The following is a 15788-nucleotide window of genomic DNA, read 5'->3' on the forward strand; positions in this document are numbered from 1 at the left end:
TAGTGTTCTCCCGCCGTGAGTGCCCTTGAAGCCTCGGGGCGCCGAACGGCTTGCTTTCGGCAACCCCCGATGCATTCAAAGAAGCGAAACGAATTATTGGATTAGAGCGGCGGCTTGGAGCAAGCTGTGGAGCACCTTGGCCACGGCTTCGCGGCTGGTCGCGCCGCGCGGGTCGAAGCGAAGGCCCCCCTGCGCCTCATAGCCCTCCATGAGACCGAGGTCGGTGACGGTCCGAACGCTGTCCTGCGCATACGGGCTGATTTGCGCCGCATCCGCGTAAGCCTTATTCGAGCCCGCGGGCTTCGAGAGACCGAGCAGCTCCGCCGCTCTCGCCAGCATCACCGTCAAGTCCTGACGGCTGATCTCGGCGTTCGGGTTGAATTTGCCGTTCGCGCCTTCGATCAGGCCGGCCGCATAAGCAGCCGCCACGTCCTGCGCGAACCAGTCTTTCGCCGATACGTCGCCGAACGGAGCCGGCGTCGTCGTCTTCGTCAGACCGATCCCGCGAACCAGCATGGAGGCGAATTGCGCGCGGGTTACGTTCGCCTTCGGTTCGAACTTCCCGGCCTTCGTGCCGTTCAGCAGGAACGTATCGGCCAAGGTTTGGATTTGATCCTTCGCCCATGACGCACCGATATCGGTAAACGCGACATGGCGCTTCGCTGCCGCATAGGTCGACAAGCCCGGACGGTCGATCGTGACGATCGTCGATCCGTCAGCCGCCGCCTTGAATGTCGCGGCTACCGGACTGACGCTTCCTTCTTCTTCGTACAGGGCGCCGGCCGACGCCGTATCCACGCCTTTCGCGATCAGGAAGGAGCGTTTGAACGATTGCGCCGGCGTGAACGCTACCGGCGTCGTCTTGCCTTCGAACAGCGCGTACGCCTCGAAGGAATACGCTTCGCCCAGAAGTTCGGCTTCCGGATACGCCGCTTGGAACGTAGACTTGGCGTCCGTATCCTTCATGACGTTGATCGTAAGTCCGGCACCGTCCGTCAAGCCGGTCAAGGCCGACAGCGGGAAAGCCACGGAGGACGCGTCGTTCCACGAGAATACAACGGAGCTGCCGGTCGGCGCTTTGCGCAGCATATCGACTTGCGCCGGCGTAAGCTGCAATTGCGCCGATGCCGAGTCCTTCTCCGCGACGTTCAGAATAATGGCCGCCGGGGACTGCTTGGCGGAATCGAGCGCCTTCTGAAGCTCGGCGTCCGTGACCGTCGCGAGCAATTGCGTCCCTTGCAGCGTCGCGGAAGCAGCCGCGTTCACGCTAGTTTGGCCTTGCTCGATGACAGTCGGCGTGATGGCATCGGCTGCTGCCGGAGGCGTTTCGCTGCCGCCGCCTGTACCTGTACCTGGGCCTGGACCTGCTGGGGTACCTGGATCTGGATTACCCGGATCCGGATTACCTGGATCCGGATTTCCTGGATCTGGATTACCCGGATCCGGGTCGCCGTCGCCCGGCGTGCCGTTTCCTTCGTACGAGACGGTCGTATACGCGAGTTGCGCATGTTCTTGGTCCGGCAGTCCGGTGACCTTATCCACATGCTCCGCGATCATCAAAAGCTCGTACGTGACGCCGCTGTTTAACTGGCGAACCAAATAATTGCCCTCGTCGTCCACCCGCACGTCGTTCGCGTTCAAGCAGGTGCCGTCGATTTGATCGAACGTGAGCAGTCCCGGTTGAATCGTCGTCAAATCGTCGGCGTACATCGTGGAAACCAAACATTCGTCCGATTCGTTCGTGGCGATCAGCAGAATCTGTTGAATGTCGTCCGCGTTCAGCTTCGCGGTAACCTGGAGCGGATCGTTCAGCGAGAACTTGACGTCCGACGCTTTCATGTCCTGCAAGCCCCAATCGTTATTGGCATCCTCTTCGCCCACATGGATAACGAACGGCAAATGGAGCGTAGGCAGCCCGTCGCTTTTCAGCACGACGTCGCCTTCATAGACGCCATCGGCCGTTCCCGTTTTCGCTTGCGCGCTCAACGTGAAGTCATAGTCGCCGTTAGGCGCTACCGTAATCGTATTCCCGGCGCCAAGATCGCCCAGCGTCATCGTGATATCGGAAACGTCCGGCGTCGGAATCGCAAGGAACGGGTCCGGATCCGAAGTGACCTTCGGGTGCAGCTCCACGCTGGCCGTATACGTATGCGCCGCGTTCGACTTGTTTTCCAATTCCAGCGGCTCCGCGACCGCGGCCGCTCCGGCTTCGATCTTGCCGAAGCTCACGCTGCCCGCCTCGCTCGGCATGGTCGTCGGATTCATCGCCATGTCGTAGATCGTGATGTCGTTCATTGCCTTCAGCAAGGCCGGCGTGTCGAGCGCATGCGCCAGATTTGCCCGTCCCGTGCCTTGGGAATACACGTCGTACAGCGTGCCGTACGGATCGGCGATCAGATCCGACGTATTGTCCAGCGCGGCACGGATATCCTGCGGCGTCCATTCCGGGTGCGCCTGCTTCACGAGCAGCGCCAGTCCCGCAACGTGAGGCGTCGCCATGCTCGTTCCGCTCTCGACGTTGTACGCTTTGCTGTAGTCGGGATTGGAAGTCAATTTTCCATAGGCCGGCCAAGTCGAATACACATTGACGCCGGGAGCGGCGAGATCCGGCTTAATGCCGTAATTGCCGTCCGAATTCGGACCCCGCGAGCTGAAATCGGCAATCGTATCGCCCGCGCTCGTTAATTTGGCAAATTCGCCGAACGTGAAGCGAAGGGTTTTGCCCGGCGCGTCGACCAGCTGTTGAGCGATCGCGCGACCTTCGACGCCCGCCATGTCGATGGTCGGGATGTTGTTTTCGCCGGGGCCCGTGCCGATCCCCGAGCCGATCGGGCCGTTTCTGCCCGGAATGTTCGGGGACAGATCCGGCACCGACATGCCGTTTACCGTTTTATTGATGCCGTTGAACATAACGACGGCCAGCGCGCCATGCGCTTTGGCAATCGCGATTTTGTCGACGAAGTTGGTCTCTCCGCGCGAGATGAACGCGATCTTGCCCGTCGCGTCCACATCGGCGTAATCGGCGTCCTTGCCCAAGCCGACATACACCGCGTCGATCGGAGCCGTGCCGAACAGCTCGCCGAAATTTTCCTGGCCTGTCTTCCACATGCCGAGGTTTAACGCTTCCGGTTCGGATAAAGCGCCGCCCGTCAACTGATGGGCTACGGTCGCGTGATAAACCGGAAGCGCGCTCGGACTCGTAGCCGCGGCGACGGAGAAGGCAAGCTGCGCGCCCGCGGGCGAACCCATCGAGTAGTAATAAGGCCCGTCCATGGCCGCGTTGCCGTTTGCGACGACGACCGTGACGCCGTCTAACACGGCATTGTTGACCGCGATCGAGTCCAGCGTGTTCGGGTTCTTGTCCAGATCCGCGCCGAGCGACATGTTGATCACGTCCACGCCGGCCTCGACCGCGCGCTCGATGCCGTCGATAATCATCGCCGACGTGCCGGAAACCTGGCCGTTGTCCAATCTGCCGAGTACCTTGTATACATACAGATCGGCTTCATAAGCGACGCCCTTCTGCGCCTGCGCGGCCGACGCGTTCGCAGCGCGTCCGACGATCGTACCCGATACATGCGTGCCATGCTGGGTGCCTTCGAAGCCGATGCCGAGCGGATCTTGCGCCGGGGCGAGCGGCGGTTCCTCGTAAGGATCGGGATCGTCGTGAACGACATCGTAGCCGCCTTTCATGGCACCCGATAAGTCCGGATGCACGTAATCCACGCCCGTATCGAGGACGGCGACCTTCATGCCTTTCCCCGTCAAACCCTTGGCCCATGCCTTGTCGACGCCGATCTGTTTGAGCGGGCCGTCGTCATAATACGGCTCTCCCGCGCCGGCCGCATTCGCCGCGCTGTCGGCGAGCGGGTAGTAGGTCAGATTCTCCTGAATGCTGACTACGCCGGGAAGCTTCGCCAGCGACGGGATCTGATCCGCGCGCACGGTGACTTCCATTCCGTTCAATACCGTGTCGAATTGGCGGTTGACCTTCAGCGCCACGCCTTTCGCTTTCGACGCGGCAATGAAGGCGGACTGCTCCGCATGGACGGCTTGCTGCGCCGATTGCGCGGAGAAGGACTGTTTCCGCAGCGTGGCGGCGTATTTCCCCGCGGCCACCGGTTCTGCGCTCATCTGCACGATCACGTTCACGTTCGCGGTCGACTTCGTATTAATCGCCGGCGATACGATCGTCGCCGGCGCCTTATCGGCTCCGGCTGCTTTCGCGATCAGCTCTTGGAGCTGCTTGTAATCGGGCACGGAAATCGCGCCCGGACCGTTGGCTGCGCCATTGTCCGCGGCCATGCTGTGCGCCGGCATATTGAACAGCAGCGCCAAGGCGGCTGCAAACGCGGCCGACTTTTTCATGAGTACGTTTTTCAAGTTTCTGTTCCCCATTTCCGCATGAATAATAATGAGTGCTTCCGGGATGCCGCCGGCGATGCCTGCGGTTCTCGGGTTTATTTCGTTACGATGAAAGCATCGATCGCGATAATGCGGCCGGAAGAAGCAGCGTTTTTGTCTCCCGCATTCACGATTTTCACGATATGGGTGCCGAACGGCAGGGCGTCCGATTCGAACACGGGAACCTGATAGCGGAACTGCTCGCTGTACAAATCTACCGGTTCCGGGGTCGCGAGATCGCCGTCGATATAAATGTCGGCCTTGCCTCTGTTCGCGCCGGTTTGAGCAAGCAGCTTGACCTTCGTGCCCTGGAAGGAAAGCTGCGCGGAATTGCCGGCCGCGTCGGAATATTTCGCGCTGCTGCCGGAATTTTTATTGGACAGGTGAAGCGTCCAGACGCCGTTGAACTTCACGAAAGCGTTCGTATCCTGATAGACCTTCGTGATCGCTTCCGCAGCCGGCTTCGTCACGACGACGGCATCGACGTTGCTGCTATAGCCGCCGGACTTCTCGTTCTTCGCATGCACGTTCACGATCCGAAGCACGTGGCGGCCGCTTGCCAGCGCGCCGGACTCGAATACGGAAACCTGGTATTGCGCAGACGGACTGTATAAGTCGATCGTCTTCGCCGTCTCGGGCAGATCGTCGATCATGATCGTGACTTTGCCGCTCATCGGCGTCTTGGCCGCCTTCAAGGCCACTGCCGTGCCCGTGAACGAAAATTCGGCGTACGCGCCCGCGCTGTCCGTCACTTCCGCATGACCGCCCGAGTACTTGGCATCCGACTGCCAAGCCCAGATGCCCTCATAGTTGAAGGCGGAATCGTTCTCCTCCGCGACGGTCGTATAGCTGTCGCCGCCGTCGCCGACAAGGAACGCGTCGATGTTCACCGCATGGACCGTCCGTTTCGCCGCAGGATCGGATTTGCCGGTCCAGTTCACTTGAATCGTATGATAGCCGTACGGCAGCGATTGCTTGAAGACCGATTGCCGGGCTTGCGCCGTCTCGCCATACATGGAAGGCGAAGCCTTTTTGACCCCGTCGACGTAGACGTCCGCGATGCCCATCGTGTCGTCCTTTAGGGCCAGCAGCTCGATTTGGCTTCCGGTGAAAGCGAATTTCGCGTTGCCCGAGGCATCGATGGTCTTGATCGTTCCGCCGGAATAGGCGGCATCCGATTTCTCGGTCCACGGGCCGTCGAAGCCGAGGGCCGCGTCCTTATCCTCGTAAGTGCCGACCGTATTGCTCGCTTCCAATCCCGCGGCGAGCGTGTATGCGCCCGAAGTGCCGGTAATGAAGACGCCCACGTAATAGTAGCCGGTCTCCTGGGCTTGATAAGCGATTGCGCCCGGGGCGCTTCCCGACATCGCAGATGCGAGTATCTTGTCGTTCGCGTCCCAGTCGGTCCAGGATTTCAGGGCTGGATTATAGAGCGACATCGCGAAATTCGCGCCGGCTTCCCCCGTCAGCGACAGGTTCACCTTATCGCCGGCGTTCAGATGGATATAGTAGAAGTCCTGATGATCGTCCATGATATCGAGCGCATCCGTCTGAAGGGCTTTCAGCGGTTTGCCCGGCGCGTCGTCGTCGCTGACCGACCTGAACGCATCGACGAATTTGCCGTTGTTCACCTCGATCTCGTTGTTGTCGTTGTCGGAGATTTTCATCTTGTCGAGGTGTTTGCCGGCGAGAATGATACGTTCCTTGACAGCCTCGGCCTTCATGGACGGGTCCTGACTAAGGATGAGCGCGGCTACGCCCGAAGCGAACGGCGGAGCCAAATAGGTGTCGAAAGCATAATTGTAATCCGGCATCGGAACGGCCAGGTTGGTCGTTGTTATGGCGTCGTCATTGGACTGATAGTCCGCAAACGCGATGCCCGAGATGGCATACTGCTGTCCGTCGTAGATCGTTCCGGTCTGACCGTCGGCAGCAGTCCATTCGCTGATGTCGCCAGAACCGCGATCAAAATCATAGCGGATAAAGTCCAGGTGCAGCATTTGGGTCACGAAGGCGCTGCGCTCGATATTGGCAAGCATGCCATTGCCCAATAACATCAAATGTCCGCCGTCATTCAGATACGACGTCAAATTCGCCTGGTCCGCATTCCGCAGAACCGTCGTCGCGTCCCCGTTCGGCATGGCGCCGAAGGCATAGCCCGAGAACCAGATGACGATATCGTACTGGTTCAATGTCTCCGGTGACGGACCGTCTTCCCCGATTTGCACGTTGGCGAGATCGTACGAGACGCCCGCGGCATCGAGCATCGCTTGATAACTCGGCAAAGAGCTATACCCGCTGCGGTTCGTAAGCTCTTCGTCCGCTACCAGCAGCACGGACGAGGCGCTGCCGTCCGGTTTCCCCAAATACGCGAGCGCTTTATCGAAAGCGTCCTGATGATTCGCCGAAGGGTCGCCGATACCCATCCCTTCGAAGCCAACTTCATTGTAGATCGCTTTGTAGGTGCCGTTGTCGATCTGCGCGCCGACACCCGGATTTCTCGTCGGTACCGTCGTGAGCACTTTCGAGGCAGGCGCCGCGATATCCACCGTCTTTTGTCCGAAGACGCCATACCAGCTTCCGTCCATGTCGCCGCCGGCAACGGACAGAATATTGTCGCTGTCGTAGGACGCCGGGTACTCCGGAAAGTTGTCCTTATTGATGTTGACTTCTTCCTCGCCGGCGCTGGCGACGAACAGCATGGAGGAATCGTCGATCGCTTCCTTTAGCGCCTGGCTGTACCCTTCGATCGACCAGCTGATATTGGCGATTCTGGCACCCATGCGTTCGGCGTAATCGATGGCCAGCAAGGCATCCGATACATAACCGCCGTCCAAGCCCATCACCTTCATCGGCATGATCTTGACGCCGGGCGCGACGCCGGAAATTCCGACGCCGTTATCGTTGGACGCCGCCAATATGCCTGCTGCCTGCGTGCCGTAAAAATCGTCGTCGTAGACGCTGTACGGCGAATTGTCGTTTCCATAAAAGTTCCATCCGTGAACGTCGTCGACGAAACCGTTCCCGTCGTCGTCGATGCCGTTGCCGGGAACTTCCCCCGCGTTCGTCCAGATGCTGTCCTTCAAATCGGGATGCTCGATATCGATCCCCGTATCCAAAACCGCCACGACCGTATCGGACGTTCCTTTCGTGATGTTCCAAGCCTCGGGCGCGTCGATGTCGACATCCCACGTTCCGAATATCGGCGTTCCGTATGCGCCGTCGATTCCCTGTCCTTCGTTATGTAAGCCCCATTGGTTCACGAACTCCGGGTCGTTCGGGATGGAAGCGGAAGCCATGGACGCGGCCGATCCCGCCGCAGCCTTCGTCGGCGTCGCTCCCGCCAGGACGCCGCTTTGACCGGGTCCGGGCGCCTTGGCCGGTCCGGCGGGTTGAGAGGCGTCCGGCTTGGGAACGAGAGGCGCATGCCGTTTGATCTTCATGTCCGGTTCGGCGAAGAGCACGGACGGATCCTCCTTCAATTTGGCGACAACGCTCGCCGCATCCGCTTTCGAAGCCACTTCCATGACTTCCGTGTTCGATTGCGACAGGAACCACGACGCCGATACGCCGTTCTCCGCGTGGATCCGGGACGCATTCGCGCCGTCCTTGTATTTCACGATAACTCGATTTCCCGCCGACGATGCAAGGGGAGGCCAATTCCCGAATGCTTCGCTCGCCCGTATCGACGCTCCTGCCGGATCGCCCGTCTCCGCTTCGGCGGACATCGCATGGGGAAGCAGGCCGATAGCCAATGACCCGGAAAGCAACATCGTGAAAGCATGTCTTGCCACTCTACTTTTCAAGCGTTTCGCTCCTTCTGTCGCAATTGGAATTCTACGTGACGGAACTCTTCCATCGTGCGCCGCGTCACCCGACGAGTCTAGCGGCGCGAATCAAACTTACTAGTAGGTAAATAGCGGACAACAGAATAAAACCCCGCTTCTATTCTGTTAAAAGGGGATTAGGACTTTCGATATGATTGGATTATCGTAATGCGACCACCTCTTCTGTCTTTGGATAATCAACGTCAGATATTGTGACACAATTCGCATGAATCTGAGGAAATTATATATTTCCGCCATTGGAAACGTCAAGAAATTTATATTTTTAAACTTATACGAAAAATTCTATACATAAACAGGAAATTCGTGTTATATTACATGACATAAATCGACAAAATTCTCGAAATGTCAACCGCGATTCATCCGCGCCGTAGGCAATTTGGCACGAAAAAACAGGCTGCCAATAGGCAGCCCATTCGTCGATGCGCGCAACGGCGCGACTATGCGTTTTTTAGCAAACGGGCGATTCCGTACGAAACTTCGGAATAAAAATTCTCGCACATCGTCCGTCTATATTGCAGCGCGCCTTTGACGGCGGACAGGATCGTGATCGCCAATGCGCGCGTATCGGTTGCGGGATCCGTCGTTTTCTCGGCTACGATTTCATCGATGATCGAAAGCTCCAATTGACAAATCGCCTGAATTTTCTGTTTCAGCGCTTCCGGCAGCTGTACGTAATCGGCTTGCAAGGAAGATACCGGACAAATATCCTGCTCCGCGTACCGCTCGTTTTGCAGGCATACAAACGCGACCAGCTTCTCCTCCGCCGATTTAGGCGAGCGCTGAATAAACGCCATGAATTCGTTCAGCCTGTGGTAAAGCTGCTCTGCTACGGCAAGGCCAAGGTCTGCCTTCTTTTCGAAATGATAGTGGATGCTTGCTTTCGTAACTCCGAAATGTTTTGAGATGTCGTCATAGCTGAAGGCGGAGTAGCCTTTCCGTTGAATTAACGTTATGGCCAATTTGATGATTTGCGATTTCCTGTTTTCCATCCAATAAGTATTGCGTAGTTATAAATCAGAGTCAAGCGCCAGCATCCTCCATGTAAAGGCTTACCATTATAGAACAAAGCGGCTGCCATACGTGCAGCCGCTTTGTTCGTCTATATCGGATTCGCCCGTTTATTTTATTCCAAAATACGGAAAACATGAAACGCATGCCCATAGATTGAAGCGATCACCGAAAAATTTTCCTAAAGTCTTTCTTAAGTCTTGCTCGGTCCGCCTGCTCCCTATCGACGCGGGACCCGCCTCTAGCAGGCCAAAGTACCTATCCGCCTATAAAGCCGACGTTCACGCCGAGAATCCCCTTCCATTCGCGCCAAACATCGGGATCGGACGTTCCCTATCGCGCTTGTAATACTAACCGAATGCACTAGAACCAGCCTCGAACCGTTTTCCAAGTATAGCCATAAGGACCCGTTGCGTCTTCCATTACTAGGCAATAACGCCCATTGTTCTCGTTAAATCGACAGAATATAATGACGCTGTGAAACGGGAGGTCCCCGAAATGAGGATGAAAGTTTCATACGCGCCGACGGCGCGTCTCGATTCAAGCCCTTAGGGGTACTTTCAGAGGAGGAAAAATAAGTATGGGTTCACTTGCTAAACGCATTACCAAGTCACGTATGCCGCTCACTTCGCTCTCCATCACTGCCGCTATGCTGATTGGCTCGTTGAACATGCAGCCTGCCGCGCAGGCCGCAAGCTCGTCTCATCTGCTATCCTATGAAGGCGCAGCTTATGCTTCGTCGATGGAAGGCGGCCTGTCGCCCGACAAGGCGGTGGACGGAGACTTGGACTCTCGCTGGGGCAGCGCGTTCAGCGCCGGCCAGCAATGGATCTACGTCGACCTCGGCGCCCCCGCGACCATCGACAAGGTCATTCTCCGTTGGGAGAACGCCTACTCCAAATCGTACAAGATTCAAGTCTCCGACGATGAGTCGGAGTGGAGGGACATTTACAGCGATGCCGCCGGCGACGGAGGCGTGGACACGATCGCGTTGACGGGTTCCGGCCGCTATATCCGCATGCTGTCGCTGCAGCGCTCCGGCAATTACGGCGTCTCGCTGCATGAATTCGAGGTATACGGCACCGGCGGCAGCAATCCGCAGCCGGTCGTGCTTGGCCCGGATGTCGCCTTGAACAAACCGGTCGTCGCCTCCTCTTACCAAGTACCGGATAAAGATAAACCGCTCCTGCTCCCGGAATACGCCGTTGACGGAGATCCGAAGACGCGTTGGTCCTCCCACGATACCAGCGACGAATCGCTCTACGTCGACCTCGGCAGCGTCCGCGAGATCGGCCGCGTGCGCCTGAACTGGGAAAACGCGGCAGGCCGGGTATACGACCTGCAGGTATCCGACGATGCCGAGCATTGGACGACGGTATATCGCGAGATGAACGGCCACGAAGGCTGGATGGACACGCCGATCTACGCCAGCGGACGCTACGTGCGGATGACAGGCATCAGCCGGACGACGAGCTACGGCTACTCCTTGTATGACTTCAACGTGTACGACTATGTGCCGGGCGACACGAAGCCGGTCTATGATATTCCGGCGCTGCCGACCGCGTCCGTCGTGGACGTCGGCGAAGGCAGCTACCTGACGAGCGACATCTCGATGCCGCAGCCGCGTCCGCCGGTCAACAAGACGGCCGACGTAGCGGCTCCGATCGCCTCCAACGACTGGTGGCAATCCGTGCTGATCAAGAACCTGAGCGACAGCCTCGTAACGCTTCCGCTCAAGTCCAAATACACCTCGCAAGGCCTCGGCATCCTGAACCCGGGCGCGGGCTGGGTCAACAAGGACGGCAATTCGCAAGCCGCGGACGGCGCGCCGGACTTCTTCCTCTCGGCCGGCAACATCGGCGCCTCGCGCGCCAAGAACGTCGTCTCCGGCTACAGCGACTGGTCCGCGACCGTCGTGTTCAGCGACAACGACACGAAGAAGATGGAAACGACCCTCGTCAAAGGCTCGCCGTACCTGTATTCGGAGTTCAGCGATCCGACGACGCCGAACCTGTACTTCCCGGTCGCCACGACGTTCTTCGGCGACGACGGCAAACCCGTGCTCGCGGCCGACGGCGCCTCGCTGACGACGGACCACATCGGCTTCACCGTCACCAACGTCGACGGCTCGCCGGAGCAGAAGACCGTCGTGCGCCACTACGGCGTCTTCGCGCCGGAAGGCTCCACGTTCATCAAAGTCGGCAACAAGGTCAAGATCCGCCTCGGCGGGGGGGCGCATTACCTGTCCCTGGCCGCGATGCCGGCGGCAAGCGACCTGAACTATTTCTATCAACACGGTTACGCGTTCGTCGCGAAGACGACGGTCACGCCGGGCTTCGACGAAGCGACGTCCGAAGTGACGACCAAGTTCGAAGCGACGATCGACCTGAAGCGGACGGATCTCGCGCACACGACGTTGATGGCGCTGCTGCCGCATCAATGGAAGCAAACCGCATCGCCGCTGACGGCGCTGTCGTATCCGTCGATCCGGGGTACGCTGAAGCTGCATGAAGGCAACGACTTCACGACGACGGACCGGTTCTACGGCATCGTGCCGCAGTTCACGGAACCGGGCGACCCGACGTATTCGCGCGACGCGCTGCTGGAGCAGCTCGCCTACCTCGACGAATCGACGTCGAAGAACGTCATGTCCGGCGACGCGTACTGGCAGGGCAAGGTGCTGCATCCGCTCGCCATGGGCGTGCTGATCGCGGATCAGATCGGCGACGACGCCTACAAGAACATGTTCCTCGGCCGCCTGCGCACGATCCTGACCGATTGGTACACGTACACGAAGGGCGAACCGGACTATTTCATGTATTATGACCCGACGTGGGGCACGATGTACTACAAATCGAGCGAGTTCGGCGCCAACACCGGCCTGACGGACCACCACTTCACGTACGGCTACTACGTGTTCGCTTCCGCGATCCTGGCGACCTACGACCAGGACTTCAAGGACAACTACGGCGGCATGGTCGAGCAGCTCGTGCGGGATTACGCCAACCCGTCGAAGAACGACCCGCAGTATCCGTTCCTGCGCAACTTCGATCCGTACGAAGGCCATTCGTGGGCCGGCGGATACGGGGACAACAACAACGGCAACAACCAGGAAGCCGCGGGCGAATCGCTGTTCGGCTGGGTCGGCGAGTACATGTGGGGGCTGCTGTCCGGCAACAATGATTACCGCGACATCGCCATCTACGGCTTCACGACCGAGCTGAAGGCCGTCGAGCAGTACTGGTTCAACTACGACGGCGACAACTGGCTGCCGGCGTTCGACCACAAGTCGACAGGCCAAGTTTACGGCAGCGCGTATAACTTCGGCACGTTCTTCAGCGGCGATCCGGTCAACGTTTACGGCATCCACTGGCTGCCGACCGGCGAATATTTGACGAGCTACGGCTTCGATCCGCAGAAAGCCGCCGGCCTGTACGACGGCATGGTCGCGGACAACGAAGGTCCGGAGGACGCGTGGCAGCACATCGTCTGGCCGATCGAGTCGCTGAGCGACCCGCAGGCGGTGCTGGACAAATTCACCGTCGAAGGCACGCAGAAGAACGAGATTTTCGACACGTACTGGTTCGTGCACAACATGGCGACGCTCGGCCAGCGCACGACGGACATCTGGGCAACCGGCTGGTCCGGCGCCACGGTCTACAAGAAAGGCGCGGCTTACACGGCGATGATCTGGAATCCGACGAACGCGCCGATCGCCGTGACGTTCCATAACGCCGCCGGCGTGACCGGCTCCGCCACTGTAGGCGCCAAGTCGCTGGTCAAGGTCGATCCGACGAAAGCGACGGATCTGGATCAAGCGATCCCGCCTCGCCTGACGGCCGATACGACGCAAAACATCGTCGGCCAGCCGGTCGAATTGACGTTCGCCGACAACGCGGCATGGCGGCAAGCCATCGGCGCCGTGAAGGTGAACGGCGTAAGCGTCGACGCTTCGAACTATCGCGTGCAAGCGGGCAAAATCGCGCTTGACGCGTCCGCGTTCCCGATCGAAGCCGGCTACGACATTACCGTGCAAGCGGCCGGTTATCCGGACGCGACGATCAAGCAGATCGTCACGACGAACAGCACCGCGAACCTAGCACTGAACAAGCCGGCGGCGACGTCCGGCAACGCGAACAAGGCCGGCGCCTTCGCGGTCGACGGCAAAGCCGACACGCGCTGGGAGTCCGCGTTCAGCGACCCGCAGTTCATCACGGTCAACCTGAAGTCCGAGTATAAAGTCAGCCGCGTCCGCCTGAATTGGGAAAACGCCGCGGGTAAGGATTACACGGTTCAAGTGTCCACGGACGGCAATAAATGGAAGACCGTCTATAGCACGACGCGCGGCCACGAAGGTATCGACGACATTACGTTCGCGGCCGAGAACGCCCGTTACGTCAAGGTAAACGGCACATCGCGGACGACGAACTACGGCTACTCCCTCTGGGAGCTCGAGGTGTACGGCACGCCGGCCGGCGCGCTTGACGCGCCGGAATTGACCGCGGACGCCACCATGAACCGCGCCGGACAGCCGATCGTCATCGGCTTCGACGATGTCGCGGATTGGCGGACGGCGATCACGGCCGTGAACGTTAACGGCACGCCGGCGGAAGCCGGCAAGGTTCAAGTATCGCCGGGCCGCATCGCGCTCGACGGCTCGCTGTTCCCGAAAGCCGGCAGCTACGACATCACGGTCGAATCGAAAGGCTTCGCGAATACCGCCGTCAAGCAAACGATCGTCACGGGCTCGAACGTCAACCTCGCTCTCCGCAAGCCGGCGACGACGTCGGACGGCGCGAAGCAGCCGGGCAAATACGCGGTAGACGGCAACAAGAACACCCGCTGGGAATCCGACTTCAGCGACCCGCAATTCATCGCGGTCGACCTGGGTGCGGAGAACGTCATCAGCCGCGTGCTGCTGAACTGGGAGAACGCCGCCGGCAAGAGCTACACGGTCGACGTGTCCGCCGACGGCAAAGCATGGAAAACCGTCTATGCCACGACGAACGGCAAACCCGGCACGATCGATATCGGTTTCCTGCCGGTCAGCGCGCGCTACGTGAAAGTGAACGGCACGGAACGCACGACGAACTACGGCTTCTCGCTCTATGAATTGGAAGTGTACGGCGACGCCGACGGCTTGCCGAGCGCGCCGGAGCTGAACGCCGATACGACGGACGCGGTCGTCGGCCAGCCGATCGTCGTCACGTTCGACGACGACGCGGCATGGAGAGACGCGATCAACGCCGTCAAGCTCGACGGCATCGCGATCGGCGCGGGCCAGTACGCGGTAACCGAAGGCAAACTCGCGCTGAACGCGGGCTTGTTCGCCAAAGCCGGCGCGTATGCGATCACGGTCGAAGCGAAGGATTACGCGGACGCGGTCGTGCAGCAAACGGTCGCGGCCAAAAACGACCCGAACCAGAATCCGGGGCAGAATCCGGGACAAGACCCGGGACACAACCCGGATCAGACGAATCCGAACCCGCTCAACCTGGCATTTAACCGGCCGACGGCCTCTTCGCCGGACTACCACCGTTCGAGCGCCGACGCGGTCGACGGCAGATTCGACCGCCGTTGGGAGTCGGCCTTCGCGGACAATCAATGGATGAGCGTCGACCTCGGCGCCGCCAAGACGATCAACCGCGTCGTCCTGAACTGGGAGAACGCGTACGGCAAAGCGTACACGATCGACGTTTCCCTCGACGGCGAGACGTGGACGACGGTGTACGCGACCGAGAACGGCAACGGCGGCATCGACGACCTCTCGTTCGATCCCGTCAGCGCCCGTTACGTCAAAATGAACGGCATCACGCGCGGCACGCCTTACGGCTTCTCCCTCTGGGAGCTCGAGGTGTACGCGGGCGACAAAGCGCCGCTCGCCGGACCGGCGCTGCAGGCGGACGACGCGGATAACGTCCTCGGCAAGCCGATCGAGCTGACGTTCGCGGACGACCAAGCGTGGCGCGGCGCGATCAACGCGGTCGAGCTGAACGGCGCTGCGATTCGCGCCGACCAGTACGCGGTAACCGCAGGCAAGCTAACGCTGAACGCGGCTTTGTTCACCGAGGCCAAGCCGTATCAAGTGACGGTGCAGGCAGTCGGCTATAAGGGCGACATCGTCGTGCAGCCGGTATTGCCGTCGACGAACCTGGCGCTGAACAAGCCGACGGCCACGTCCGAGAATCCGCTGCAGGGGGGCGACCGCGCCGTGGACGGCGACAAGAGCACACGCTGGGAATCGGCGTTCACCGATCCGCAATGGATCAGCGTCGACCTTGGCTCGGTCTCCACGGTAAGCCGCGTGCTGCTGAACTGGGAAAATGCCTCCGCTAAGGAATATGCGATCGAGGTGTCGACGGACGGCGAGACGTGGACGAAGGTCTACGCCACGGCGACCGGCGACGGCGGCATCGACAATATCTTCATCGCGCCGACCGAAGCCCGTTACGTGAAAGTGACCGGCACGCAGCGCAATACGCAATACGGTTACTCGCTATTCGAACTGGAAGTTTTCGCTTAAGCCGC

The 15788-nt window shown here is 59.7% G+C and carries 4 protein-coding genes and 1 pseudogene; 1 reads left to right on the forward strand and 4 read right to left on the reverse strand.

The features are described from left to right. Positions 1-93: 93 nt before the first annotated feature. From AC50YL_RS03930 to AC50YL_RS03945, 4 genes and pseudogenes are all read right to left on the reverse strand, one after another. Positions 94-4383: a S8 family serine peptidase gene (locus AC50YL_RS03930; protein ID WP_494829451.1), complete on the reverse strand. Its 4290-nt coding sequence runs from the start codon at positions 4381-4383 to the stop codon at positions 94-96. 77 nt (positions 4384-4460) lie between these two features. Beyond that, the gene (locus tag AC50YL_RS03935; RefSeq protein WP_494829452.1) at positions 4461-8210 is read right to left on the reverse strand and encodes a S8 family serine peptidase; all 3750 of its coding nucleotides are present in this window, start codon (positions 8208-8210) and stop codon (positions 4461-4463) included. Between the two features lie 479 nt (positions 8211-8689). Continuing rightward, positions 8690-9046 carry a hypothetical protein gene (locus AC50YL_RS03940; protein ID WP_494829806.1) on the reverse strand — a complete coding sequence of 119 codons (357 nt, stop codon included), beginning with the start codon at positions 9044-9046 and terminating at the stop codon, positions 8690-8692. A 48-nt stretch (positions 9047-9094) separates the two neighbouring features. Further along, positions 9095-9241 (reverse strand): annotated as a pseudogene (locus tag AC50YL_RS03945) (TetR/AcrR family transcriptional regulator); the annotation flags it as partial. A gap of 599 nt (positions 9242-9840) precedes the next feature. Between AC50YL_RS03945 and AC50YL_RS03950 the strand changes: the two are divergent. Continuing rightward, positions 9841-15783 (forward strand): discoidin domain-containing protein, encoded by a 5943-nt coding sequence (locus AC50YL_RS03950; protein WP_494829453.1) that lies wholly within the window; start codon positions 9841-9843, stop codon positions 15781-15783. Positions 15784-15788: the final 5 nt, after the last annotated feature.

The sequence above is a fragment of the Paenibacillus sp. J22P277 genome (genome assembly GCF_059383675.1).